The sequence below is a fragment of the Gaetbulibacter sp. M235 genome, assembly GCF_043876835.1.
Lineage (GTDB): Bacteria > Bacteroidota > Bacteroidia > Flavobacteriales > Flavobacteriaceae > Yeosuana.
This window is the reverse complement of the sequence record NZ_JBAWJZ010000004.1, coordinates 297,083-323,466: the sequence shown is the minus strand read 5'-3', so window position 1 is coordinate 323,466 and position 26,384 is coordinate 297,083. Positions and strand designations below refer to the sequence as shown.

24 protein-coding genes and 1 other RNA gene are annotated in these 26,384 nt (G+C 29.9%); 9 read left to right on the top strand and 16 right to left on the bottom strand.

Going from position 1 to position 26,384, the window contains the following annotated elements; all coding sequences use genetic code 11:
• Positions 1-3: 3 nt before the first annotated feature.
• Positions 4-699, top strand: coding sequence for a class I SAM-dependent methyltransferase (locus tag V8G69_RS09055; protein ID WP_394881507.1), 696 nt, complete (start codon positions 4-6; stop codon positions 697-699).
• Here the strand turns inward: V8G69_RS09055 and V8G69_RS09050 are convergent.
• The 3 genes from V8G69_RS09050 to V8G69_RS09040 form a co-directional block, all read right to left on the bottom strand.
• A complete protein-coding gene (locus V8G69_RS09050) occupies positions 696-2,315 on the bottom strand; it encodes an amidohydrolase (RefSeq protein ID WP_394881506.1) in 1,620 nt (539 codons plus the stop codon). The genes V8G69_RS09055 and V8G69_RS09050 overlap by 4 nt on opposite strands.
• An 83-nt stretch (positions 2,316-2,398) precedes the next feature.
• On the bottom strand, positions 2,399-4,117 hold the full coding sequence (locus tag V8G69_RS09045) for a TonB-dependent receptor (RefSeq protein WP_394881505.1): 1,719 nt from the start codon (positions 4,115-4,117) through the stop codon (positions 2,399-2,401).
• Positions 4,118-4,157: 40 nt separating this feature from the next.
• Positions 4,158-7,178 carry a tetratricopeptide repeat protein gene (locus tag V8G69_RS09040; protein ID WP_394881504.1) on the bottom strand — a complete coding sequence of 1,007 codons (3,021 nt, stop codon included), beginning with the start codon at positions 7,176-7,178 and terminating at the stop codon, positions 4,158-4,160.
• A 211-nt stretch (positions 7,179-7,389) separates the two neighbouring features.
• On the opposite strand from V8G69_RS09040, the gene V8G69_RS09035 reads away from it, so the two are divergent.
• On the top strand, positions 7,390-8,073 hold the full coding sequence (locus V8G69_RS09035) for a cell division ATP-binding protein FtsE (RefSeq protein ID WP_394881503.1): 684 nt from the start codon (positions 7,390-7,392) through the stop codon (positions 8,071-8,073).
• A gap of 2 nt (positions 8,074-8,075) precedes the next feature.
• Positions 8,076-8,969: a glycosyltransferase family 2 protein gene (locus V8G69_RS09030; RefSeq protein WP_394881502.1), complete on the top strand. Its 894-nt coding sequence runs from the start codon at positions 8,076-8,078 to the stop codon at positions 8,967-8,969.
• On the opposite strand, the gene V8G69_RS09025 is transcribed toward V8G69_RS09030, so the two are convergent.
• Together V8G69_RS09025 and V8G69_RS09020 are read right to left on the bottom strand one after the other, a co-directional pair.
• The gene (locus V8G69_RS09025) at positions 8,962-10,035 is read right to left on the bottom strand and encodes a glycosyltransferase (protein ID WP_394881501.1); all 1,074 of its coding nucleotides are present in this window, start codon (positions 10,033-10,035) and stop codon (positions 8,962-8,964) included. The genes V8G69_RS09030 and V8G69_RS09025 overlap by 8 nt on opposite strands.
• Positions 10,036-10,039: 4 nt before the next feature.
• Complete coding sequence (locus V8G69_RS09020; protein ID WP_394881500.1) at positions 10,040-11,128, bottom strand: glycosyltransferase; 1,089 nt, start codon at positions 11,126-11,128, stop codon at positions 10,040-10,042.
• Between the two features lie 114 nt (positions 11,129-11,242).
• Here V8G69_RS09020 and V8G69_RS09015 point away from each other — a divergent pair, with 114 nt between their 5' ends.
• Positions 11,243-12,172, top strand: a complete 930-nt coding sequence (locus tag V8G69_RS09015; protein WP_394881499.1) for a glycosyltransferase family 2 protein — start codon at positions 11,243-11,245, stop codon at positions 12,170-12,172.
• Positions 12,173-12,174: 2 nt separating this feature from the next.
• Here V8G69_RS09015 and V8G69_RS09010 read toward each other — a convergent pair whose 3' ends face one another.
• The 8 genes from V8G69_RS09010 to typA form a co-directional block, all read right to left on the bottom strand.
• A complete protein-coding gene (locus tag V8G69_RS09010) occupies positions 12,175-12,582 on the bottom strand; it encodes a sugar 3,4-ketoisomerase (RefSeq protein ID WP_394881498.1) in 408 nt (135 codons plus the stop codon).
• The gene (locus V8G69_RS09005; RefSeq protein WP_394881497.1) at positions 12,563-13,864 is read right to left on the bottom strand and encodes an O-antigen translocase; all 1,302 of its coding nucleotides are present in this window, start codon (positions 13,862-13,864) and stop codon (positions 12,563-12,565) included. Before V8G69_RS09005 ends, V8G69_RS09010 begins: the two co-directional genes overlap by 20 nt.
• Positions 13,852-14,964: a DegT/DnrJ/EryC1/StrS family aminotransferase gene (locus tag V8G69_RS09000; protein ID WP_394881496.1), complete on the bottom strand. Its 1,113-nt coding sequence runs from the start codon at positions 14,962-14,964 to the stop codon at positions 13,852-13,854. Before V8G69_RS09000 ends, V8G69_RS09005 begins: the two co-directional genes overlap by 13 nt.
• On the bottom strand, positions 14,961-15,935 hold the full coding sequence (locus V8G69_RS08995; protein WP_394881495.1) for a GNAT family N-acetyltransferase: 975 nt from the start codon (positions 15,933-15,935) through the stop codon (positions 14,961-14,963). The genes V8G69_RS09000 and V8G69_RS08995 overlap by 4 nt, the downstream gene beginning before the upstream one ends.
• A gap of 50 nt (positions 15,936-15,985) precedes the next feature.
• Complete coding sequence (locus tag V8G69_RS08990) at positions 15,986-17,284, bottom strand: O-antigen translocase (RefSeq protein ID WP_394881494.1); 1,299 nt, start codon at positions 17,282-17,284, stop codon at positions 15,986-15,988.
• A gap of 166 nt (positions 17,285-17,450) precedes the next feature.
• Positions 17,451-17,684, bottom strand: a complete 234-nt coding sequence (locus tag V8G69_RS08985; RefSeq protein ID WP_394881493.1) for a uroporphyrinogen decarboxylase — start codon at positions 17,682-17,684, stop codon at positions 17,451-17,453.
• A gap of 2 nt (positions 17,685-17,686) precedes the next feature.
• Positions 17,687-18,451, bottom strand: coding sequence for a nicotinamide mononucleotide transporter (locus V8G69_RS08980; RefSeq protein ID WP_394881492.1), 765 nt, complete (start codon positions 18,449-18,451; stop codon positions 17,687-17,689).
• A gap of 9 nt (positions 18,452-18,460) precedes the next feature.
• Positions 18,461-20,260, bottom strand: a complete 1,800-nt coding sequence (gene typA, locus V8G69_RS08975; RefSeq protein WP_394881491.1) for a translational GTPase TypA — start codon at positions 20,258-20,260, stop codon at positions 18,461-18,463.
• A 121-nt stretch (positions 20,261-20,381) separates the two neighbouring features.
• On the opposite strand from typA, the gene V8G69_RS08970 reads away from it, so the two are divergent.
• Genes V8G69_RS08970 through V8G69_RS08960 form a run of 3 tightly spaced genes read left to right on the top strand, consistent with a single transcriptional unit; the run spans position 20,382 to position 22,468 of the window.
• Positions 20,382-20,744 (top strand): hypothetical protein, encoded by a 363-nt coding sequence (locus V8G69_RS08970; RefSeq protein ID WP_394881490.1) that lies wholly within the window; start codon positions 20,382-20,384, stop codon positions 20,742-20,744.
• A gap of 32 nt (positions 20,745-20,776) precedes the next feature.
• Positions 20,777-21,595 carry a 3-deoxy-8-phosphooctulonate synthase gene (kdsA, locus tag V8G69_RS08965; RefSeq protein ID WP_394881489.1) on the top strand — a complete coding sequence of 273 codons (819 nt, stop codon included), beginning with the start codon at positions 20,777-20,779 and terminating at the stop codon, positions 21,593-21,595.
• Between the two features lie 12 nt (positions 21,596-21,607).
• Positions 21,608-22,468, top strand: coding sequence for a hypothetical protein (locus V8G69_RS08960; protein WP_394881488.1), 861 nt, complete (start codon positions 21,608-21,610; stop codon positions 22,466-22,468).
• On the opposite strand, the gene V8G69_RS08955 is transcribed toward V8G69_RS08960, so the two are convergent.
• Positions 22,465-22,842 (bottom strand): DUF1801 domain-containing protein, encoded by a 378-nt coding sequence (locus V8G69_RS08955; protein WP_394881487.1) that lies wholly within the window; start codon positions 22,840-22,842, stop codon positions 22,465-22,467. The two genes, V8G69_RS08960 and V8G69_RS08955, sit on opposite strands and share 4 nt — an antisense overlap.
• A 26-nt stretch (positions 22,843-22,868) precedes the next feature.
• Positions 22,869-24,071, bottom strand: a complete 1,203-nt coding sequence (locus V8G69_RS08950; RefSeq protein ID WP_394881548.1) for an NAD(P)-dependent oxidoreductase — start codon at positions 24,069-24,071, stop codon at positions 22,869-22,871.
• A 207-nt stretch (positions 24,072-24,278) separates the two neighbouring features.
• On the opposite strand from V8G69_RS08950, the gene ssrA reads away from it, so the two are divergent.
• Positions 24,279-24,670, top strand: a transfer-messenger RNA (tmRNA) gene (gene ssrA, locus V8G69_RS08945).
• A 64-nt stretch (positions 24,671-24,734) separates the two neighbouring features.
• Positions 24,735-25,991 carry a cation:proton antiporter gene (locus V8G69_RS08940; protein ID WP_394881486.1) on the top strand — a complete coding sequence of 419 codons (1,257 nt, stop codon included), beginning with the start codon at positions 24,735-24,737 and terminating at the stop codon, positions 25,989-25,991.
• A 44-nt stretch (positions 25,992-26,035) separates the two neighbouring features.
• On the opposite strand, the gene V8G69_RS08935 is transcribed toward V8G69_RS08940, so the two are convergent.
• A complete protein-coding gene (locus V8G69_RS08935; RefSeq protein WP_394881485.1) occupies positions 26,036-26,317 on the bottom strand; it encodes a hypothetical protein in 282 nt (93 codons plus the stop codon).
• Positions 26,318-26,384: the final 67 nt, after the last annotated feature.

Below are 26,384 nucleotides of genomic sequence, written 5' to 3'. Positions count from 1 at the left end.
TAAATGAAAGATTTATTCGGGCAAGCCTTATTAGATTATCAAAATAATCAATTTTCTGAAGATATTATAACCTCAACTAATATATCAGACGATGATATTTTACCTATCTCCTATCTTTTCAGGAATTTTAAAGACATGCCTAAACTAGAACAAAAAGCCTTAAAACTTGCCAAAGGAATGATTTTGGATGTTGGTTGTGGTGCCGGAAGCCATAGTTTATGTCTTCAGGAAAAAGGGTTTAATGTAAAAGCCATTGATATTTCAAAAGGCGCTATTGAAGTCTGTAAACTAAGAGGTTTAAAACATGTTGAAGAAAAATCAGTTTTAGATGAAACCGATACTTTTGATACTATTTTATTGCTCATGAATGGCACCGGAATTTTTCAGGAATTGTCACAAGTTTCAAAATATTTAAAACATCTAAAATCGTTATTAAAACCTAACGGCCAAATCTTAATAGATTCTTCTGACATAAAATATATGTACGAAGACGAAGATGGTGGCTTTTGGATAGATACACATTCAAACTATTACGGTGAGCTTGACTATTTTTTAAGCTATAAAGGCATTAAAGAAGAACCTATGAAATGGTTATATTTAGATTTTGAAACTTTAAAACTGGCTTGTGAAACAGTTAATTTAAAATGTGACCTTGTTTTAGAAGGTGACCATTTTGATTATTTGGCCAGAATCTATTAATTCGTTACAGACTTACCATCAACAAACGTATTAATTGCCTTTATGTTTGGAATATCTTTAATTGGTGCTTCCACAATATTTTCGTCCAGAATTATAAAATCTGCAAACTTACCTGCTTCAATACTTCCTTTTTCATTTTCTTCAAAATTTGAAAAAGCACCCCAAATAGTCATCCCTTTTAAAGTTTCTTCTCTCGTTAAAGCATTTTCCATTTGAAAACCACTTTCTGGATATTGTTTTAAATCTTGTCTAGCAACCGCTGCATAAAACGTATAAAACGGACTCACATATTCAACTGGAAAATCGGTTCCTAAAGCTACTTTTCCATAAGCTTTCAATAAATCTTTATACGCATAAGCACCTTTAATACGGTCATGACCTAATCTGTCTTCTGCCCAATACATATCGCTGGTTGCATGGGTTGGTTGCACCGATGGAATGATGTCATCAAATAAATCGAAATCCTCTGGCGAAATAACTTGAGCATGTTCAATTTTCCAACGTCTGCCTTTTTTTCCATCCAACACACTTTTATAAATATTTAAAACAGCATGATTTGCAGAATCACCAATGGCATGCGTATTCATTTGAAATTCTGAATTAGCAATTCGTTTAGCATAGTCACTAAAAGTTTCTAAATCGGTTAACAACAGTCCAAAATGATTTGGTTTATCACTATAAGGGGCACGAAGCAAAGCACCTCTTGACCCCAAAGCTCCATCGGCATAAAATTTAAACGACCTAACATCTAGTTTTTCGGTTTTAACAATCCCTTTATCCAAATAGTAATCTACATTTTCGGGTGTGCCAGAAGCCATAGCATATACTCTAATTTTTAAAGCTCCAGATTGTTGCAAACTATCAATGATTTCAATAGCACTTCTGTCCAATCCAGCATCATTCACAGTAGTCAAACCATTTTCAAAACAAATGTCTTGCGCTTTTATTAAGGCATTTATAGTGTCTTCTCGAGTTGGTTTAGGCCAAAAATTCATTACCAAACTTTCTGCATTATCAATTAAAACACCTGTTAATTCCCCTTCTTTAACTACTATTTCTCCTCCATCAATTTTACTTTCTTTGGTTACATTTCCCAAATTTAGAGCGGCTTGGTTGCACAAAACGGCATGACCATCAATACGTGTTAAAACAATTGGTGTTTCTGGGAATAATTTATTGAGCAATTTATTATCTGGAAATTCTTTGTTTTCCCAATCATTTTGATCCCAACCTCTTCCCATTATATATTTTGAATGATTTGCATTTGAAAAATCCACCACTCTATTAACAACCTCATCAAAACTTGTGGTTCCAACTAAATCTACTTGTTGAGAATTAAACCCTAAAGCTAAAAAATGACAATGAGCATCAATAAAACCTGGAACAATGGTTTTGCCATTTGCATCAATAATTTCTTCTGAAGTATATTTTTTTTGAATATTTTCAGAAGAACCAACCTCAACAAATTTCCCGTCTTTGATTGCAAATGCTTCAGCTTCATCAAAATTTGAATTAACGGTATAAACCTTAGCATTTATTACAATTGAATCTACTTGAATTTTCTTTTGACAAGACACAATTGAAATTAGTAATAGCCATAAAATAATTTTTTTCATGTTGGTGATTTTACTGAATCTAGTAAAAATACAAAAAGCGTTCTAAAAAGAACGCTTCACATAATTTTTTAAAAATAAGGAGATTAAAAATCAAACTTATAAGTGGCTCCAGCTAAAAACTGAATGCTTTGCACAGGGAAGTTTTGCCAACGTTGATAAGCATCGTTAGCTAAATTATTTGCTTTTGCAAATACCGAAAGTTGCTCATTCACATGATAGCCCAAATGAACATTGGCATCAAAATAACTATCTAAAACAACTGTAAATGGTGTAGTTGTTGAACCATCATTTAAAAAGAATTGGTCTTTTCTCTCACCTACATAAAATAAATTAGCACCTGCAAACCATTGTTGATTTATTTGATAATCTAAAAACAAAGAACCTTTTACATCTGGTAAATTCCAAGCTTCTGCCTGACCATCTGTAGAATAACTAAAGTACTCTGCTTTAATTCCTAACTTGAAATTTCTATTAACATCCACATTTATTTCTCCGGCAAGACTAAAGGTATCAACATCATCATACACAATTCCAAAGGAGTTTCCGTAAGAGTAGTTTTGAGAAGTTGCCGTAATATCATTATTTATAAAAAGTGCTTTATTTCTATCTGCTAAATAATGCCCGCTGATATTATAACTCATGTTACTTGACACTTTTCCCTTTAATCCAATTGATGCATTATACAACTGATCGGTTGGCATGATATATAATGTTGGTGATACAAACGAATTATCTGAAGCGAAATCATAATATGAATTTTGAATCAAGCCACCTTGTATTCCACCGTAAGCAATTAAGATATCGTTTACCAATCTGTAAGACGCTGTGATATTTGGATAGATATAAAATTTACTTTCACTAGCTTCAGTATCCTTCATATAAAAGGCAGAAATTCCTAAATTAACAGTTAAATCGTCTTGTTTTAATTCATAAGTTGGTGAAACTCCTATTTGAAAATTACCATATTTTAACTCTTCGTCTAAATAATAACTTCTATCAAAAGAACCACCTAAATAATCAAACACAATATCTGTTGAAATCTCTTCCCTGTCAATTGGTATATCAATGGCTGACTTTACAACAAATCTGTTTTCTCCCGAACCTTGATTATCGCCAAAACGTCTAAACAAGAAACTTCCAGAATTGATATATGTGTTTTCAAAAGTGACATCACTACCAAAATGTACTCCGAAAAATGAGTGACCTCCTTTTACATTGTTTGCTTCTGCATCATCGACCATAGACTGAGGCAAACCGTACCAATTATATCTTTGTTGTTGAAAACCAGCCTCAACATTCCAAGATAAATCCCTTAATCTAGTTGCATAGTTTACATTAATTTTTGAGTCTGAAAAATTATCATCCAATAGTAAATCTTCAATCCCACCTTGAGAAGAATGATGGCTTACATAACCCCCTACACTTTCTGTTCTGCTAATGGCATGATTTAAATAGACTTCACCTAAAATCGTTGTATATGTTCCAACACCTAAAGTAGCATAGTTGTCATATAATTTAACTGGTTTCGCTTTGTCAACAACAGCTGCTTTTCCCTTAGCTGGTGTAAAAGTTGAAGCTACCGGAAAAGAGAAAATATTATATTTTATTTCCTTTTTTGTTGCCGTTTCTTCATCATCAATTGATGGAGTTTCTTTTACTTTAAAAGCATCTGCAATTGTAGGCGTATAGGGTTTTACTACATTAATAACACCTGTACTAATGGTATCTTTTTCCTGAGAAAATACTATAGAAGTACTTAATGCAATAACTGCTATTATGATTTTATTTATGTGCTTTCGCATATGTTCTTTTTTTGATTTTTAAACTATGATTGATGATTTATTAATCTTCGGTTTTAATCGATGAATTGGTTTTAGCTTCTTCAGATTTTATAATAGTTAATTCTGCTTTAGCCTCAGCAACAAGGTCATCAAATTCTTTAAAGTTTTCAATAACACTTTCTAAAATATAGGTTGCCTGATACGCATCATTAAGCGCATAAAAATTCTTAGCCATTAAGACCAATCCTTTGGCACTGTAATATTTATATCCTGAAAAATCTTTAGCCAATTTTTGAATTGTAGTATTTGAGGCTTCATACTTACTTTCTTTATTTTTAAAATATGCATTAAAATACAAAGCTTCAGCAGCGGTTTCACCTGTTGCAACAGTTTCAACCTTGGCATAATTGGTTTTTGCTTTAGCTTCGTCACCTGTTTTCATAGCTGAACGCGCAATAATGATATGAGCATCTGCTTCAATTTTATTGTCTATTTTAGAGTTGGACAATACCTTTTCTGCGTATGAAACTGCTTCTTTATACTTTTCTAATTGATAATTGGCTTTCATTAAATTAGATTGTGCAAACACAACATTCTGTGGAAAATTAGCTTCTTCTTCTAATCTATGTAATAATGGCATTGCTTGGTTATAATTTTTTGATTCCAAATAAAACTGTGATAAATGCAATAAAGCTTCTTCTGTAAATTCATTTTGTGATGCATCAACTACATATTTATAATGAGGTGCTGCATTAGAAGCTAAATCTTTTTTATAATACAATTGAGCTATATAAAAATGAGCTTGCAATGCGTGTAATCCATTTGAAAATTTATTGATATAACCATTAAATTGAGCAATTGCTTTATCGGTATTATTATCTAAATATTGTTTTTCAGCAGCTTCATAAGTGGCATTATCCAAATCAGAATCAGACACTTCTACATAATCAAGTGTTCTTACCCAAGACGCATACTCGTCAACGCGACCCATATCTATGTATATTAATCGTGCTGTAGAAACGGCTTGAACTGCTTCTGGTGTGTTTGGATAATCTGAAGCAACTTTTTTAAACTTAGTTAAAGCTAAATCGTTTTTACTTGAATTATAATACACTAATCCTTGACGTAATAATGATTTTGGCACAAACGAACTCATTTTATATTCAGCATTCAAGCGATTGTACATTTGCATCGCTTTCTCAGTTTCATTTGCTTTCACATATGAATTACCTAATTCATACATGGCATCATCACGCAATTTTGACTTTGGATAATCTGAAATAAACTGTTCTAATTCAGAGATTTTTTTGGAAGCTTGCCCAATATAACCAGCACTTATTGCTTTTTGGAAAAAAGCATAATCAGAATCTACTTCACTTAGTTTAATAGCATTATTGTAAGCTTTAATAGCATTGTTGTAATCACTACTTACAAAATAAGCATCACCTAAACGCAAATAAGCATCGTTCAATCTTACTTTATCATCTTTCTTATTTGAAGCAAACTGATTGAAATAACGAGTAGCTGGCTCATAATTTTTAAGTTTGAAATAGGTATAACCCAAATTGTAATCTATATTTTCAAACTCTGGAGTTGATTTTGAAACAGCTTGTTGCTCAAACTGTTTGAAACCAATCAAAGCATCTTCATAATTGGTTAGATTATAGTCCGTTTCTGCTTTCCAAAAAGTTGCTCTTGCAATGTATTTATCATCTCTTGGCTCTTTTAAAGATTGACTAAAAAGTGTACCTGCTTCCAGAAATTGATTTTCATTATAGAGTTCAATTCCTCTGTAAAAGGCTACTTTTTGATAAGCTACTTTATTTTCAAAACTTTTTTTACCTTCTAGTAATTTTAAGGCTTCTTTATAATTTTTTGAAGTAATGTATGAATCAATTAAAAGGGTTTCAAGCTCTTCCTTATAACTTGACTTTGGATATTTTTCTAAATAACTGGCTAAAACTTGAGGTGCCGATTGATATGGGTTTCCTATTTCATAACTAATCTTAGCATAATTTAACCAGGCATCTTCTTGAATTTTTAAATCGTAACTCATTTGGGATGCATTTCTAAAAGCATTTAAAGCTTCCTGCTTTTTGTTAAGATTAATGTAGCTTTCACCTAAATGATAATAGGCATTTTGAGCCGTTGCATCATTTCCTCCAATTATTTTATTGAATTCTGAAATGGCGTTTTCATAATCTTTTTGTTTGTAATGGGCATAACCCAATTGATAAAAATCTGTGTTATTCCATTTTCCATTTTTACCTTTATAGGCGTTTAAATAAGGAATAGCTTCGGCATATTTTTCTAAATTAAAATAGCTTTCACCTATAATTTTTGAAAGTTCGGAGACTTCAGCATCATCACTTGTTGCAAGTCTATCCTTTGCCAATTCGATAGCTTTTTCAAAATTTCCTAATTTGAAATTTAAATCGGCTTGATAGTAAGATAATTTTTCTTTGTATTTCTCTTGATTGCTTACTTGGTCAAAATATTCATTTGCTTTGTTATAATCATCGCCTTCATAAGCCATAAAACCAATATAATATTTGGCTTGCGAACCATATTCTTTTGAATTTTCAACTTTACTTAAATATTTCTTCGCGTCTTTATATTGCTTTGATGCAAAAGCCGAATAGCCATTATTAAAATTGAATTTTTCAGTTTCTTTCCTGGATAGAGCATCTTCATTTACTTTATCATACCATTTTCTGGCATAAGCGTATTTTGAGTTTTCAAAGTAATAATCGGCTACATCTACAAAAGCAGTGTTACGCTTTGTGCTTGTTGGATATTTCTTCACAAAATCTTCAACCAATTTGTCGGCATTTTGCTGATTCAATCTCACAGCACAATTGGCAATATAATAAGCACAATCAGATTGTAAAACTTCTTCTTTTACTGTTTTTTGAATAGCGCCAAACAAAGATTGTGATGCTAAATATTGTTGATTATTGTATAGGGATAATGCCTTTTGATAATCTACTAAATCGTTGGTGTAAGCTGCAGATTGTTGGGCTCTTAAGTGGAAGCTAAAACTTATGGCAATCCAAAAGAAAACTAGTTTTTTCAGAGTCATTAAAAAATAAGGTTTAATTTAAAAATCAAAGATAATTTAATCTAAATCTTATAACGCAACAATCGTGCTATAATTATAAACCGAGTTATTAAAATTAAATTTTTGGAAAATTTAACTTTGTTAAAGCTTAACTTTTACTCCTTTATTGATAACCTTTGACTTTTGATATTTTAGTAATACCTTTACAGTTCTTAAATATTTTTTGAATTTTATGTCCAATCCTATTTTACAGTTAAAAGACGCTTCTATTTCTCAAGGCGACAATCTTGTCCTTTCTAATGTGAACGTTGAAATCAATAAAGGTGAATTTGTTTATTTGATAGGAAAAACAGGCTCAGGAAAAAGTAGTTTCATGAAAATACTCTACGGCGATTTAATTTTAACTGAAGGTGAAGGGCATATTGTAGGGCATAATTTAAAAGACCTAAAAGATAAAGATATACCTTTTTTAAGGAGAAAATTAGGCATTGTTTTTCAAGATTTCAAACTCCTTACAGATAGAACCATCAACGACAATTTATTGTTTGTTTTAAAAGCCACTGGCTGGAAAGATAAAATAGAGATGAATACCAGAGTTGAGGAAGTTTTAAATAAAGTAGGCATGAAAACTAAAGGATTTAAATATCCCCATGAACTTTCTGGAGGCGAACAGCAACGCGTTGCTATTGCAAGAGCTTTACTTAACAACCCAGAACTTATTTTGGCTGATGAACCTACCGGAAATCTTGATCCACAAACAAGTGTTGAAGTCATGGAAGTTTTACAGGACATTAACAAAAACGGAAACACTATTTTAATGGCAACACACGATTATGCTTTGCTTTTAAAATACCCAAGCAAAACACTTAAGTGTGATGAAAACCAGGTTTTTGAGGTAGTGCAGAGACGAAATTAATTATGCTATCAATTCTAATTCCTGTCTATAATTATAATGCTTATCCTCTAGTTAAGGAACTTCATGAGCAAGCATTAAATTGCAATGTTTTATTTGAAATATTAGTTTATGATGATGCCTCAAAATCTAGCTTTAACATAGAAAATGAAAAAATCAATTTATTGAAAAATTGTACATTTTTGTCCAATGAAAAAAATTTAGGTTTTAGCAGTAACAGAAATCGTTTAGTGTCAAAATCAAAATATAAAAACTTATTGTTTTTAGATGGTGATTCTATTGTTATTGATGCAAACTATATTCAAAAATATATAAAGTCAATATCTGAAAACATAGATGTTATATATGGAGGAAGAATTCATCCAAATTCTGTTACAGATACAAATAAAAGGTTACGTTGGAAATACGGCAAGTTCATAGAAGACAAAATAGCGAATGTCCGATCTAAGAAAAAGTATATTTGTTTAATGTTTAACAACACCCTTATTAAAAAAAAAGCTTTCAATCTCATTAAGTTCGACCCAATCACAAATAAATACGGCCATGATGACACTTTATTTGCGTACAAAGCAAGCTTATTAAATTTGAAAGTAGATCACATAGACAATGCTGTAATGCATGGAGATATCGACACTAATGAGTTCTTTTTAAAAAAAACTGAAACAGCATTAGAAAATATTTTTCTCTTATACAACACTCATAAAATTTCTCATAAATTTGTAAGGATTCTATTACTTTTTAATATCATTGAAGTTTTAAAACTAAGGGGATTTGTAGCCTTTTTATTTGAAATAATAAAACAGATTCTAAGGAGTCAACTATTATCTAAAAATCCATCTTTAGTTTTATTTAAAATATATAAAATAGGGTATCTCTGTACTTTAAAAATACCTAATTAAGAGATTTAAACAAAGTATCCCAACGTTTCATTATTTTATTTAAATCATATGTTTCAATACCTTTCTTGGCATTCTCCCCCATTAAACCTCTCAATTTCACATCTCCAATAAGTAGATTTACTTTTTCTACAAAAGCATCAATATCATTTTCTTTCACAAGAAACCCATTTTTCCCATTTTCAATAATGGTTTTTGTTCCTGAAGTTCCATCAAAAGCCACGACAGGTTTACCAAAGGCCATTGCTTCTATTAAAACCAAACCAAAAGATTCTGACTCAGATGTTGATAAAAGCATTGATGCTTCAGAAAATATTTTAGATATATCCTTTACAGGATTGTAAAATTTAATATTGCTTTCTAATTTTTTGTCTAAAACTATTTTTTCTAATGATAGATTTTCATCCTTGGCTCCATAAATTTTAAGAATCCAATCTGGATGTTGTTTTATTACTAATTGCCATATATTTATTAATTTATCATATCTTTTTTCACAGGAATGACGTCCAACAGCAACAGCAATTTTAGTATTTCCAACATTTCCTGGTTTTTGCGGACTAAACCACAATGGGTTTGGCAATACCTTAATATTTTTAATGTTCCAATCATTTTTCTCCTCTTCATTTAAAATGACAAAATAATTATAGGAATCACTATTTATTCTCAAAAACAAATTAGATATAATCATTTTGACCTTCTCCAATATTGTTGCAACGCTAATGTTTCTACTACAATGTCTTTCATAAATTAGAGGAATCTTATTCTTTATTAGATAAGGTATCAAAGAACCCTTTAAGCCATTATCACAATTAATAATAATATCTGGATTAACTTTTTTTATGCATGATCTAATTTGCGTTTTATAGGTTGATATTGATTTAGACTTAACAGCATAAAAAATTATTCTTGAATCAAAATCAAAGAAAAAATCATCATTATCTTGATTAGAATTAATTACAGCTATCTTGTAATGATACTTCTCAATGAGATAATTTAATTTAACAGAAAGTATCCTAGCTACACCACCTGACCCTTGTAAATTAGTTGTTATATATAATAGTTGCTTCAAAAAATTAATTGTATTTCATTAATTCCAACCATTGCATCCCAATGGTTTCTAAAGAAAATTTTTTTGCACTTTCTTTAGCATTCTTTTTGCATATTGAATATAAATCTTTATCTATTAACATCTCATTCATAGCTTTAATAAAAGCTTCAAAATTTTGATTTTCAATTAGGAGACCATTTATTTTATGTTGAATAATTTCGCTTGGTCCTGTCGGACAATCAAATGAAATAACTGGTGTGCCAGAAGCTAAAGACTCCAAAAGAACCATTGGCAATCCTTCATGCAAACTAGTCATTACATAAAATTTTGATTGTTTGATGTATTTAAATGGATTCGTTTTAAAGCCTAGAAAACAAATCATGTTATCAATATTATTGAACTGTGCAATTTTAATTAATTCACTTTTCTTATCACCATCTCCTAACAATACAAGTTTAATATTTTTTCTTGGTAAAATAGATTTTGAATAGGCTAAGATAAGTTTATCAAACTGTTTCTGGTTAGTATTGAAATGCCCTACACTTATGATATATTCAAAACCCATATTTAAATATTCATTTGCCTCCTTTTCAATTTGCTTTATATTTATTGGATTATAAATTGTTATCACATTTTTTAAACCATGCTTTTCTTCTATCATTCTTTGCATTTCCTTTGTAATAGAAACTATACTATAGCTTAATCCATAAATTAATTTTGTTAACGGTGTATAATTAGGCATATAATAATATAATTGTGAACTATGCACTGTATAAATGGTTTTTGCTTTATATATCCATTTATTAATTAGCAATTCTTGTATTATATTTATCCTAAAGCGAAAATCTATAATAAAATCAAATTGATGTTTTTTTATATAATTATTTAAATAATAAAAACGTTTAATTTTATTAAAAATAGTATTGGATTGGCTTTTATATTTCCCAAGATTAAATATAGTTCCAGAAAAGTTATATCCCAAATCATCATGAAATATAATAATGTGCACTTCAAGCCCTTCATCATGAAAAAAATTAGATAAATTTGCCATGACTCTTTCACTGCCACCTGTATTTAATCTAAATCCTACTAAAGCAATCTTTTTATTTATCATTTTTTTTCAACATGGCACTTACCAAAAATAAGTGATTAATTTTTCTATTTTACCTTTATTTCAATTAAATTTTAATAATATTAAGTAAATTTAAATAGTTTTTATCTCTTCAATATGATAGACTTATCGGTTCATCTAATTACATACAATAACGAAAAGTATATTGAGGATACTCTACAATCCATTCTCAAACAAAAAGTTGATTTTAATTATGAAATTGTAGTTGGAGATGACTGTTCTACAGATGATACGTTAAAAATTGTTAACACCTATCAATCAATGTTTCCACATCTTTTCAAAGTTGAAAAAAACAAACAAAAGCTTGGGATTTTAGGAAACTTTAAAGCGACCCTTGAAAGATGTCAAGGTGAATTCATTTTCGATATTGCAGGCGATGATCTGCTAAAAAAAGAAAATTCTTTACAAAAAATGGTAGATGTTTTAAAAAGCGATGCTAGCCTTGGTTTTGTTGATAGCGGTGTTGATTTTCTATATGAAAAAAATAAAATTATAAAACCTTTTAAAAATAAAGAGGTCATTCAAGCTAACAGAGAAGAATACAAAAAACAACTGTTTCTAGGAAAATTAACACCAATTGGCATTTGTTTTAGAAAAAAACATCTAAATGAATTTGTTGATTTTGACACCTACTTAAATATGAATCTTACTATTGAAGATTACCCTATTCTTGTAGATTTAGCAATGAATACAAATTTCACAACTATAAATGAATCATTGCATATATATAGAGTTCATGATTATTCTTATTCTCATAAAAAAAGTTTTGAAAGTCATTTTTTTTTAAAAAATCAAATGAAAAATTTGTTTGACTTTTTTAATAAAAAGTACAATTATGATTCTAGTATTAATGAAAAATTTAATAATGATTACTATAAAGAATTATTGTTTTTAGCAGGTTATTTTGAAAAAAAAGAAATTGGTGTAGAATCTTTTAAAAAATTAAAATCGAAAAGTATAAAAGATTATATTCATTTTGCTGCTAGTCAAAATAAACTAATAAGAAAGTTAGTCTCAATACTTTAGCATCATTTTTTTTCACTGGTAAATTTTTTATAACTCCTTATATAATCTTTTTCGTTATAAACATCTGAAGCTAATACTAAACAAACTGCGCCAGATGAAAAATTCTCTAATTCACGCCAAATTCCGGGTATAATTAATAATCCTTTTGAAGGATTGTTAAGTGTTATTCTGTTTTCCTCAATTCCGTCTTTTACAATAACATCAAAACTCCCGGCTAATGCAATTAAAAATTGGCTAAGTGTTTTATGAGCATGACCTCCTCTTTTTGTACCGCTTGGAACATCAAACAAATAGTAAACACGTTGCATTTTAAATGGAATAACATCGTTCTCAATAACTGCAAGGTTGCCTCGAGGATCCTTAATCTTGGGTATATCTAGGATTTTCAAATTATGAATGCTTGCTCTCATCAATAGTTTTATCTTTTTTAAAAATGTATTGAACTAAAAATATAATCATTATTAAATATACTACATGTCTTAAAAAATGCGCAAAAACGATGCCTTCAACACCCATTTTTGAAACAAAAAAAATACCAAAAACATATAGTAAAACATAAGAAGTGATTTCTGTTATTATAAAAATTTTCCATGCCTTTTGCGCTATAAATTGATAAGCCATTATGACGGCAACAATCTTAACCAAATCACCTATTAATTGCCATTTAAACAAGTTTTGCATGGGTATAAATTCTTTACTGTATAGAATTTGTATAATTAATTCTCTAAACACATAAATCCCAATAAACATAATAACAAAAATTGGGATAATTATTTTATAAATGTTCAAAAGTTCCTTTTTAAATTCATTTATATTATTCATTTTTGAATATTTTGGTAAAATATACAATGAATAGACTCCTGTCATAAAAGATAAATAATAATTTGAAAGACTTAACATAGAAGTCCAATAACCCGCCTCTTGTATGGATAGTTTATTGATCAAATAATTTCTTAATTGAATTTCAACAATATTATTTAGAACAACTGCAGCAAAAGACATAACAATAAATGCAACTAGTTTATTTCTAAAAAATTTATGAAATCTTATTTTCAAACCATAAAACAAATACATTTCACTTCTTGCAAAAACCAGTAAAGACAATATTTGAGCAATTGGAGTTAAAATAACGGCTAATAATGTACCTGATAAATCATAGTTTGTAACCATAAAAAAGATAAGCACCGTAACTAACGCATATGCTGTAAAGGAAACAAGAGTGGCCTTTTTATAATTTAACTGACCATTAATAATTGCAAAGCATAAATTGAATAATGCCATAAAGGGCAAAGTAAAAGCAAGAACAACAAACAAGTAATTATATTCTGGTGTCTTAAATAAGTAGTTGCTCCAATAGGTTGATCCAAAAAATAAGATCAAGAAAATAATACTACTCCCAATTAAACTATATGCCAATGAGCTTTCGTAAAGCTTTTTTAACTCATTAGGTTTAGATTCAAATTCAGATTGATATTTTAAAACACCTTGATCTACCCCTAAAGTTGAAGAAAGACTAAACAAATTCAAGGCATTTCTTAAATTTCCAACTAAAGCCATACCATTTGGCCCTAAATAAACTGCTATTAATTTTTGTGAAACAAAACCTAAAAAAGCCCTCAAAATTACTCCAGCAGAATTTACTGAAAACAATTTTACTAAAAAAAAATCTTTATTTTTTTTTATCGGTTCCACTTAAAGAGATTTACTATAGAAACTATTTTTGAAATTTCACTTTTAGTTAATCCCAAATATAAAGGCAAACTCAAAACTTCATTAGGAATTATTTCAGTAACAGGTAATTCAATGCACTTAAACTCTTTATAAGCCATTTGCTTATGAATTGGTATAGGATAATGAATTAAAGTTTCTACTCCATTATTATATAAATACTTTTTTAACTCATCTCGCCTCTTACTTCTTATAACAAATTGATGAAACACATGTTGCTTAATATTGTTAAATGGTGGTAATATAATATCTTTTGAAGTTATATTCTCTATATAATATTGAGCAATTTCCCTTCTTTTTTGGTTAAGTGCATCGAGATGTTTAAGTTTTACTCTTAAAAAAGTTGCTTGTAGCTCGTCTAATCTAGAATTGTAACCTTTTAACTCATTGCTATAAGTAGAAACTCTTCCGTAATTTCTTAACTTAAAAATAATCTCTGCCAACTCTTCATCATTGGTAGTTATAGCTCCAGCATCACCTAAAGCTCCCAAATTTTTTGTTGGGTAAAAACTAAAAGCTGCTGCATCAGACAAATTTCCTGATTTCCTTGAGTCTGTAAATTGAGCTCCATGTGCTTGAGCTGCATCTTCTATCAACAATAAATTATTTTGTTTACAAATCCTTTCCAATCCTTGTACATTATATAACTGACCATATAAATGAACTCCCAAGATGGCTTTAGTTTTTGATGTTATTGCTTGCTCAATTTTTGAAACATCAATATTATAAGTGTTTAAATCTGGCTCAACCAATACTGGTTTTAACCCTGAATTACTTACGGCTAAAACAGAAGCTATATAAGTATTTGCAGGTACAATGACTTCATCTCCTTGATTAAGTTTTTCTAAAACTTTGTACCCTTCAAAAATTAAATGAAGTGCATCAAGCCCATTACCAGTTCCTATACAATATTTTGTGCCACAATATGAAGAAAATTCTTCTTCAAACTTTAAAACTCCATCACCTAAAATGTAATTACCTGAATTTAAAAAACTGTTAAACTCCTTTTTAAATTCATTTTCAAAAGGCTTATTTATCAATTTTAAATCTAAAAACTTGATCATATAAATATGTCCTTTAATAATTGATAATTTTTGGTTTCTACTTCATAAAAATCATGAACAATTGCAGAAGCACCAAAACTTTGTTTCCAATTAAGTAATCCCAAGTTTATATTTTTTCCTTTATTTTCGTTGGAGATACCAAAATCAAAATATTCTTTATCCTTATACACTTCAGAAATCAATTTATTTATAAGGAAATCCAAAGCCCCAATGTTCTTATCTTTTTTTGTAGAAATATACTGCAAATGAGCAACGTTTTCTGTTTCAAAAACTGTACATCCAGCTAATATTTCATCTTTTAAATATACATTATATTGTTTGATATTATTTGGGAATTTTTCATGCAAAGCATTTATTTCAAATAATGAATGTACTGGTTTGACACCAAATTTTAATTTTAAATTAGGTACTAAAACATCATTCCAAAAAGCTGTAAAATCAACTTCTAACTTAATTTTCAAATCATTTTGTAATGCGGTTTTTAATTGGCGCTTTCGTAAAGCAGAAAATTCTAAAGCTTTATTCAATGAAATAGTCATTGAGATATCCTTTCTATTTGATTTGGCTTTTAAAATAAATAACAGATAATCTAATTCATCCGATGGTCTTAAATGATATATTCTTGGAAGTTGCTTTAAAATGATAGATTTTATATTTTGGTTATAACTGAATTTTAAAATACTATATAAAGACTCTAAAACTGAATTAAAAGAACTTTTACTAGGAAGTATCAGTCCGCCATAACTTAATCCTTGATGTGAATGTAATTTATTTGCATTTATATTTGCGGGGAAAACACATACTAATTTATTTTTATGATAAACCATCAATGAAAAATCCTCAAATCTATCTTGATGATATCCCATAAAATCTCGATGAAAAAGGAATGTAGCATTTTTTGAAGTCAAAACAAAGTTATTCCACTCATCATATAAATTTGCTGAATACCTTACAACCTCATAACTATCCATTAAATATTATTTTATTAAATCTTTACAACGAAAATAAATTAAATTTTGTTTTACTTATTAAGGCTATCCACTCTAAAAAGCGAACTTCCAAATATTAATAAAACAACTAAATAATATATAAAATAACTAACAAAATGACCTATAACTGCTCCTTTTACACCATAAATGTCAATAAAATACACACTTGTAATATATAACATTACAACTAAAAATGCTTCTGTAATTATATAGTGCCAAAACATTTTTTTTGCCAAAAACTGATAGGCAATTACAATTGATAATACTTTTAAGAAATCACCTAATAATTGCCAGAGAAACAAATTTTCTACAGGTTGAAATTTATCTGAAAATATACCTGTAACAATAAAAGGTCTTAAAAAATATATGATTATTAAACCTAAACCAAATATGGGTATTACAGTTTTATAAAAACCAAACACTTCTTTTCTAAATTCTTTAATCTTATCAATTTCACTAAATCTTGGTAAAATATACAATGCCACTAATGAATTAATGAGCATTAAATAATACTTGGAAATTCTAGTCATAGCCTCCCAAAAACCCGCATCTTTATATCCAACATTATCAATAATATAATTACGGATAGCCAATAAAACCAATGGCAAAACAACTGCTGAAAATAAAGCCATAATGCTATAAGAACTCATTTTCTTTAAAAAATTAAAGCTTATTTGCTTTACTTTAATTAGAGACACTAAACTTCTACGATTAATAATACCAACTAATGTTATCAAACATATTAAAGCTTCAGCAATGGCAACAGAGATTAAAGCGCCTTCTATTTTATTTTGATAAATCAATAATAACGTAATTGAAAGCCCTAAAATTTGCCCAATAATATTTATAATAATGAGCATTTTATAGTTTGAAAAACCATTCATTATTGAAAAAGAAAACATGTTCAATGCATAAAAAGGCAAAACAATAGAAAAAATCTTTATAACATATGGATAATCATTATAGGTTGGAAAAATTATGTCATTAATATTATCTGCATAAAAATAACACATGGCTGATACTAAAATAGTAGAGATAAAACCAACATAAAAAACGGTAGATAAGGCTTTACTTAACTTTATAGTATTATCCTTAAACTCAGCAACATATTTAACCATTCCATTATAAAAACCAAGAATTGAAATGGTTTGAACTGAACTTACAAAATTTCTTAAATTTCCAATTAATGCTAATCCTTCAGCTCCAATAAAAATAGCAATAGCCTTTGAGGTTAAAATTCCAGCAATGATTTTGGTTAATAAAGAGGCTGTTTGTAAAGAAGTTACTTTAACTAAAACATTATTATTTATGTAGTCTATTAATTTCTTCAATTAATATAAAGTATTTGTTAGTGTATGAAATAACAGAGATTTATAATAAAAATTGTAAAACTTTATCAAATTTCCAGCTATTTCAATTGGCTCAAATATACAAAATCATTTAAAGCTACTATCCTGAAAAAAGAATTAGGCAGTAGATTTTGAAAAATAAAGTAATCTAATTTTTCTTAAAAAATAAGTAATAAATGTTAATAGCAAAAATAATACTGTTGGTTATAATAATTGGCTTAGAAAATGGTTGAAGCATAAACCCATAAATTACAAAAAACAAGCAACCAATAGAATTCACTATACGTAATTTGATAACTGATTTCATTAAAAATGATATTAACACAGTGGCCATTGCCAAATAACCAACCCATTCTGAAATAGAGATTACTAATATTTCCATACTTAAATTGTTACTTTTTCTAGTTTTAAATCGCCATTCAACTTCCAATCAAAAAACGTTAAAATAGCATTTACAAGATAAAACAAATGCTTTATAACATTTGCTAAATTTCCTTGAATTACATTTTTTAAAATTTGAGCAATATTATAAAAAGACCATGTTAAAAATGTTTGCTCATATTTAAAAGCGGTACTAATATTTCCAACTAACGAAATTCCAAAAATAATTGCTACAGTATGCTTGAAAAATTCATTCTTAATTGTTGTTCCAAAAAGATAAAATCCAAACCATACAAGACTATAAGAAACAATAAAAGCAGCTATTATCAGCAAAAAATAAGTAGCGTCTGCTTTTTTTATACGCTCCCCATAATGCCATTTTTTTGTGGCTATAATGGCTATTATAAAAGTTAACGGATACGTTATTATTGCAGAACGATTTCCAAATAAATAATCAATAATCCCAGAATTGATTGTTGTAAAAACACCTATTAAATTTCCTAAATTTTGTTGCTTTACTATCATTCTAGCTGCTAATAAAGATACAATAGCTCCAATTGTTGAAAGAAACCCGATAGGAAATGCTCCTTTTGAAATATATTCCGTGAAATTAGAAAGAGGAATTCCAAATTGAATTCCTCCTTGATAATATACGGTTTCCAGAAAACCATTATAAATACATATACTTAAAACTAAAATAACACCCACAATATCTATATATTTTGAGTGAACAATTCTTCTTAAAAGAACATTTTCAGTTTTTTGCAAATTAAAATTTTAAATCGCTTTGTTACGCTTTCTTTCAACTTCTGTTAAGTAAATTTTACGTAAACGTAAGTACTTTGGAGTTACTTCAACATATTCATCCTTTTGAATATATTCCAAAGCTTCCTCTAATGAAAATTTAATAGCTGGTACAATTCTGGCTTTATCATCTGCTCCTGAAGAACGTACGTTACTTAATTTTTTTGTTTTAGTAACATTCACAGTCATATCATCACCACGAGAGTTTTCTCCAATAACCTGACCTTCGTAAATATCTTCTCCCGGATCCACAAAAAACTTACCTCTATCTTGTAATTTATCAATTGAATAAGGAATAGCCTGACCTTTCTCCATAGAAACCAAACTTCCATTTTGGCGTTCAGGAATACCTCCTTTTAATGGTTGATATTCTTTAAAACGGTGTGCCATAATAGCCTCACCAGCAGTAGCTGTTAACAATTGATTACGCAATCCAATAATACCTCTTGATGGTATCATAAATTTACAAATCATACGTTCGCCTTTAGCTTCCATGCTTAGCATTTCACCTTTACGCATAGATACCATTTCAATAGCTTTACCAGATACTTCTTCGGGTAAATCAATAGTCATTTCTTCAATTGGCTCACACTTTACACCATCAACTTCCTTTATAATTACTTGAGGTTGACCAATTTGAAGTTCATAACCTTCTCTACGCATCGTTTCTATTAATACTGACAAATGCAATACGCCTCTACCAAAAACTAAAAATTTATCAGCGCTATCAGTTTCACTTAAACGTAATGCTAGGTTTTTTTCAAGTTCTTTATTTAATCTATCTTTTATATGACGAGATGTTACAAATTTTCCGTCTTTACCAAAAAATGGAGAATCATTAATAGTAAATAACATGCTCATTGTTGGCTCATCTATAGCTATCGTTTTTAAAGCTTCAGGGTTTTCAAAATCAGCAACTGTATCGCCAATTTCAAATCCTTCTAAACCTACTAATGCACAAATATCTCCCGCTTGAACACTTTCAACTTTTTTACGACCTATACCTTCAAAAATATGAAGCTCTTTAATTTTAGATTTAGTTACTTTACCATCTCTTTTTACTAAGGAAATGTTCATTCCTGTTTTTAGTTCACCACGTTGTAAACGACCAATAGCAATTCTACCTGTAAATGATGAATAATCCAGTGAAGTAATCAACATTTGTGTTGTCCCTTCTGAAATTTTAGGAGAAGGGATATGATCAATAACCATATCTAACAATGGCTCAATAGTAGTGGTTGGATTTTTCCAATCATCACTCATCCAGTTTTGTTTAGCTGAACCATAAACAGTAGGGAAATCCAACTGCCACTCTTCTGCACCTAATTCAAACATTAAATCAAAAACAGATTCATGTACTTCTTCTGGTGTACAGTTTTCCTTATCTACTTTATTAATAACAACACATGGCTTTAAACCTAAATCAATGGCTTTTTGCAAAACAAAACGAGTTTGTGGCATAGGCCCTTCAAAGGCATCAACTAATAGTAAAACACCATCAGCCATATTTAATACTCTTTCTACCTCTCCACCAAAATCGGCGTGACCAGGAGTATCAATAATATTGATTTTAGTGTTCTTATAAATCACAGACACGTTTTTTGATGTAATTGTAATACCACGCTCACGTTCTAAATCATTATTATCAAGAATTAAATCACCAGTATTTTCATTGTCACGAAATAAATGACAGTGGTACATAATTTTATCAACTAAGGTTGTTTTCCCGTGATCTACGTGTGCAATGATTGCAATATTTTTTATATTAGCCATAATGGTGCCCTTTTTTAAGCGCGCAAAGGTACGTTATATTTTGTAAATACGTTAAACTTATGTTATAATTAAAAACAAAAAATAATATAGGTTTTTTAATTTCGTTTATAATAAAAAGTTTATGATGAAATTTATCAATCAATATACAAAATTTATTCCTTACCTATATTTTATCAGTATTGTAGCTTATTGGTTTACAGATATTAACAAAAGTAATGGTATAACCGCCTATCCAATCCTTTTATTAGGCATCCCTTTTTTATGGCAAATTGTTAAGCCAAATAAAAAACTCAATTTTATCTTAGGTATTACTTTTGTGTGCCTATCTTCCTATTTAATTTTAGCCTACCTTTTTGATGCCCTAAAAATTTCTTCTTTTAGTTTGACTTTCAATGATTTTATAATATATGGAGGAATTTTTGTTTTTTCAAATTTTATCATGGCATTATGGATATTAAGAAATAGTATACATAGAAGCTTTTAAATATGTAACTTTGCATTTTTAAATGTGAAATTATGACTCTTAACGATATTCCTAAACTTAAATATACAGATTCAAACAACTTTTTCTTGTTGTGTGGCCCATGTGCCATTGAAGGAGAAGACATGGCATTAAGAATAGCCGAAAAAGTTGTTAAGATTACCGATTCACTTCAAATTCCTTACGTTTTTAAAGGTAGTTTCAAAAAAGCAAACAGAAGCAGAATTGATAGCTTTACAGGTATTGGAGACGAAAAAGCTTTGAAAATACTTAAAAAAGTATCTGAAACTTTTGATGTTCCTACCGTTACTGATATTCATGAAATATCTGATGCAAAATTGGCTGCTCAGTATGTTGATGTATTGCAAATCCCTGCCTTTTTAGTTCGTCAAACCGATTTAGTTGTCGCAGCTGCTGAAACAGGAAAAGTAGTTAATTTGAAAAAAGGACAATTTATGAGTCCTGAAAGCATGAAACATGCTGTACAAAAAGTAAAAGATGCTGGCAACGATAAAGCTTGGATAACCGACAGAGGCACCATGTTTGGCTACCAAGACATGATAGTTGACTTTAGGGGAATTCCAACCATGAGAGCTTTTGCCCCAACCATTCTTGATGTAACCCATTCGCTTCAACAACCTAACCAAACAAGTGGTGTTACTGGCGGAAGACCAGACATGATAGAAACCATTGCAAGAGCAGGTGTAGTAAATAACGTTGATGGTTTATTTATTGAAACTCATTTTGACCCGGCACATGCCAAAAGTGATGGAGCTAACATGCTTCATTTAGATTATTTAGAAAAGTTATTAACCAATTTGGTGGCCATCAGAAAAACCATTAACACCCTTTAATTCATTAAAAACATGAACAATTTCTACTTTAGACCTATTTTGGGTATAGCGTCCCTTTTGTTTTCTTGTAACATTTCGGCACAAAAATCAACACAATCAAAATACACAGAAAATAAAAAAGGGCAGTTTTTTGTTAGTTGGGGAGGAAACAGGGAATCTTATACAAAATCTGATATTACGTTTAAAGGAGAAGATTATAATTTCACTATTAAAGATGCAACTGCTCACGATAAACCTAAAGGTTGGCATGTTGATTATATAAATCCAACTAGAATAACTATCCCTCAAACAAATGTAAAAATGGGTTATTTCATTTCTGATAAATATGCTATTTCTTTTGGTATAGATCATATGAAATATGTTATGTATCGAAATGAATCAAGAAGATTAGAAGGCTATATAGATTTACCAGATACAGAACCAGGATCAGTATATAATGGTGTTTACAACAATGAACAATTTTTGGTTTCTGAAGATTTTTTAAAATTTGAACACACAAATGGTTTAAATTATGTGTATTTAGAGTTTGCAAGAGTAGATGACATTTCTTCTATTTTCCATATTCAGAACACCGATAAATTTCAAGTTAATTTCACCGAAGGTTTAGGCGGTGGAATTTTATATCCAAAAACTAACACAACACTACTTCAAAAGGATAGATATGATGAATTTCATTTAGCAGGTTACGGAATTTCTATAAACACGGGGCTTAATCTAACTTTTTTCAAGCATTTCTTTATTGAAGCAGATTTAAAAGGTGGCTATATTAATATGCCCGACATCAGGACAACAAGTAATACTGCAGAAAGTGCTTCGCAACATTTCTTTTATTTACAACGGATTTTATCTATTGGAGGTATCTTTAGAATTTAAACAAACCACGCTCTTTTACTTTTGCTCAGTAAATTAGAAGCGGCATGTAGTAGTTTTACAAAATCATCATAGTCTAACTCTTCTATGGTCTTTAATTGAATAGACCGTACTTGCTTACGCTTATGGTTGTTTTTTAAAACAGGAAAGTCTTTTTCCAACAAAATTCCCTGTACAAAAGCAACGTCTACATAATTTGTTCCTTTTAAAACATTTAAATAGAGCATTGGTTTTTTGTAACAATTATAAAACGGGATGGTATAACTATATCGTTCTTCAACCTCTGGAAGTGTGTGTAAAATAATTCCTCTAACAAAAAGCATGATGGATTGATATGGCTCTTTTTGATTAAGAAAATATTGCTCTACGGGTTTCATAATACTTTTTTTATTATCTAAAAAACTTATAACCCATCCACATAATCTTGCAAATAAGCAAAACGTTCTGTAAGTTTTCCTTTTTCAGTTATTTTGGCTCGTTGCAAAATTCCATCTGCATCATTATTGAAAAAAGCCGGAATAACATGTTGTAAAAATTGATCTCCAAAGCCTTCACTTGCATCTTTTGGAAGCTCACAAGGTAAATTATCAACTGCCATGACAGCTATAGCTTTTTCATCTTTATAATCAATTTCCTCTCCTGTTTGTGGATTGTAACCGTAAATGGGTTCTGCAATAGTTGAAGCTCTAATGGTTGTTGCAATTGGACCATCAACATCACAACTAATATCGGCCACAACTTTAATGTTAAAATCTGATGATTTCACATCTTCCTTTGTAAAAAATTTTGGTGCTCCATTTCCGTAAAAATGTCCTGAAATATAATAATCGGTTACTTTAGTAAAACGTATAAAATCAGATTCATAATCTTGGGGATTATCAAAAAAATCAAACATATCAATCACTCGACCGTCTTTTCGTTTATTGTAATCCAATACATCAATTATACAATATACAGGTCCATTAAAAACAGTATTCAAATAATCATTAACCGGCACTTTTTTAATGTGCATAGCATCCAGCATTTCCTGAGCGCCATGCGCCACTTTACCGTTGCCTGTAAGAAGTATTTTAATATTTGGAACAGAAATATTATTTAATTCATCTATTAATGCCTTTTGGTCATGTAATGTTTCAGCCTTTGGCAATGACCAGGAATTAAATTTTAAGCCCCATGTTCTAAAACCATTATATGTACCAACAATACCAGCATACCGACCAAAGCCAATTAATCGAAACCCTTTTTGGTTCACTATCGTTTCATGATCATAAAGCTCTATATTTTTTTCTAAAACGGCTCGCAACAATTTTCTATTGTAAGGCTGTTTTTTTATGGTATGTGAAAAGAAAAAGTATTTTTTATTTGGAATAAGGTTATCTATTGGAACTTCCTTAACTCCTATCATTACATCACAATCACTCACATCGTTAACCACTTCAAAATTTGCCTTTTGATACGAATTGTCTTTAAATACTCGAATATCACTCGACTCCACTTTAAAAACAGCTTCTGGAAATTGTTGTTTAGCTTGTAATAATTTTGATGGTGACAAAACAACACGTCTGTCTGGTGGAGTTTTGCGTTCTTTAATGATTGCAAATTTAATGCCCATATGTAATGAATTTTTTAATTAACTGCCAACCTATTAATTGGTATAAATTTTGTACTAATGTAAAAGGTTTTGAATGGTTATACAAACTTTTTGATACCTTTGCAATCCGCGTTAAGGATTAAAGCGACATCCTTTTGCAAAAGCAAAAGATACAGCTGAAAGCCTGACCCTTTAGGGTAACGCCCAAATACAATAATTAATGGGGTCGACTGGTTTTGACAGCGAGATTAATTAAATTGTAAGCACGTCGTGTAATGACTTTGAAACACGTAAAAGGCTAGGTCAAAATTTAAACGGCGAGAATAACTACGCTTTAGCTGCTTAATCTGAATAAAGTAAGATGAGCCTCGTCCTACTAGGTAGGAGAGCTAAATGTCTCTAGAAAGCCTTGGTTAGCGGCGGTCTGTATAGAGGCATCGTAAAAGTTAACATAGATTGGGTAGTGCTTTGATGCCCTTTTGAAACTAAAAAGCTAAGTTGCAAGTAGAGTGTTTTTAATCAGCTTGCAAATGAAAACCATGAAAAAACTAAACGTGTAGAAAGCCTTTTGGTTACTTGTTTGGACGAGAGTTCGATTCTCTCCGGCTCCACTTAAACCATAAACCCTTTAAAGAAATTTAGAGGGTTTTTTTGTATTTTTAAAAAATAACTAATTTCATGGACTACTTTTTTATCATTACTATTCTTATTGCTTTATCAGCTACATTCGGGTATATCAATGTCCGGTTTTTAAAATTCCCTAATAGTATTGGATTGATGGTCATCACAATCCTGTTTACCTTAGCCATTTTTGCATTGAGTTATTTTGACACTAGACTCCTAGATGCTGAAAAATTCATGATTAATCAGATTAATTTTAAAAGCGTTCTCTTAGATATTATGCTTAGCTTTCTTCTGTTTGCCGGTGCTTTACATACTAATTTTGAGCAGTTAAAGATACAAAGATGGCCCGTTTTAGTGTTTTCTACATTAGGCGTTTTGATCTCCACTTTTTTAGTTGGAACCACCATGTTCTTTATTCTTAAATGGTTAGGACTTGACGTTAACTATATTTTTTGTTTGCTATTTGGTGCTTTAATTTCGCCCACAGATCCAATAGCGGTACTAGGCATTCTTAAAAAAGCGGGGGTTCCAAAAAAGCTTGAGACAAAAATTGTGGGTGAATCGCTTTTTAATGATGGCATAGGCGTCGTGGTTTTTCTTACTTTATTCCAGATTGCTTCTTTTGGTAACCAAAATATTGAAGTAAGTGATGTTCTTAAACTATTTGGCCAAGAGGTTATTGGTGGAATAGCTTTAGGTCTACTTTTAGGATGGGTAACCTATAGATTGTTAAAGTCTATTGATGATTATGATATTGAAGTTATTATCACACTGGCAACAGTTATGGTAGGCACTGCCATTGCACAAAAATTACATCTTTCGGCACCATTAGCGATGGTTGCTGCTGGTCTTTTTGTAGGTAACGATACCGTGCGCGCTAATGCCATGTCTGACACTACAGAAACGTATGTAGATAAATTTTGGGAACTTATAGATATTTTACTCAATACCATACTTTTTGTACTTATTGGAATGGAAATGTTAGTATTGGTATTTGAAGGAAATTATATTATTGCCGGGTTATTAGCCATCCCTGTTATTTTAATATGTCGCTATGCTTCTTTAATGATGCCAATTAATTTCTTTAAAAAGAAACTTGATTTTGTTCCCTATACCAATCTTATTATGACCTGGGGAGGTTTACGCGGTGGTATTTCTATAGCATTGGCATTAGGTTTAACCCAAGAAATGCACAGAGATCTTTTTTTGGTAATTACCTATATAGTGGTTATTTTTTCAATTATTGTCCAAGGTTTAACCGTAGGTAAATTGGTTGAAAGACTGGAGAAATTACCTAATAAAAATTTGTAGGACTACAATAAACCAATCATTTAATTGAAATCAGATTTTTTAAATCAATTAATAAAATAACCTAATATTAAGCTTAAAAGAAATAACAATAAAAACCCAATTATTATTACTAATACATCCTTTAAAAGCTGAGCAATGCCGCCTTCATTTTTATAAGAAATATAAGTTCTTATTAATCCGAAGGCAATATATACAAAAAGACAACCGTGAAAAAAAAGAGAGAGCCTGCCTCTTATAAGGTAAAATATTATGGCTACCGTTACAGCGGTTAGCGTAGCTAAAGGAAGTGCCACTCTTCCCAATGAAAATTTATTTAAAACTTGCATGATAACTACCTATTTCACTTACTATTTAACAAAACTAAACTTTTTTCCCATTTACAAAATACATCTT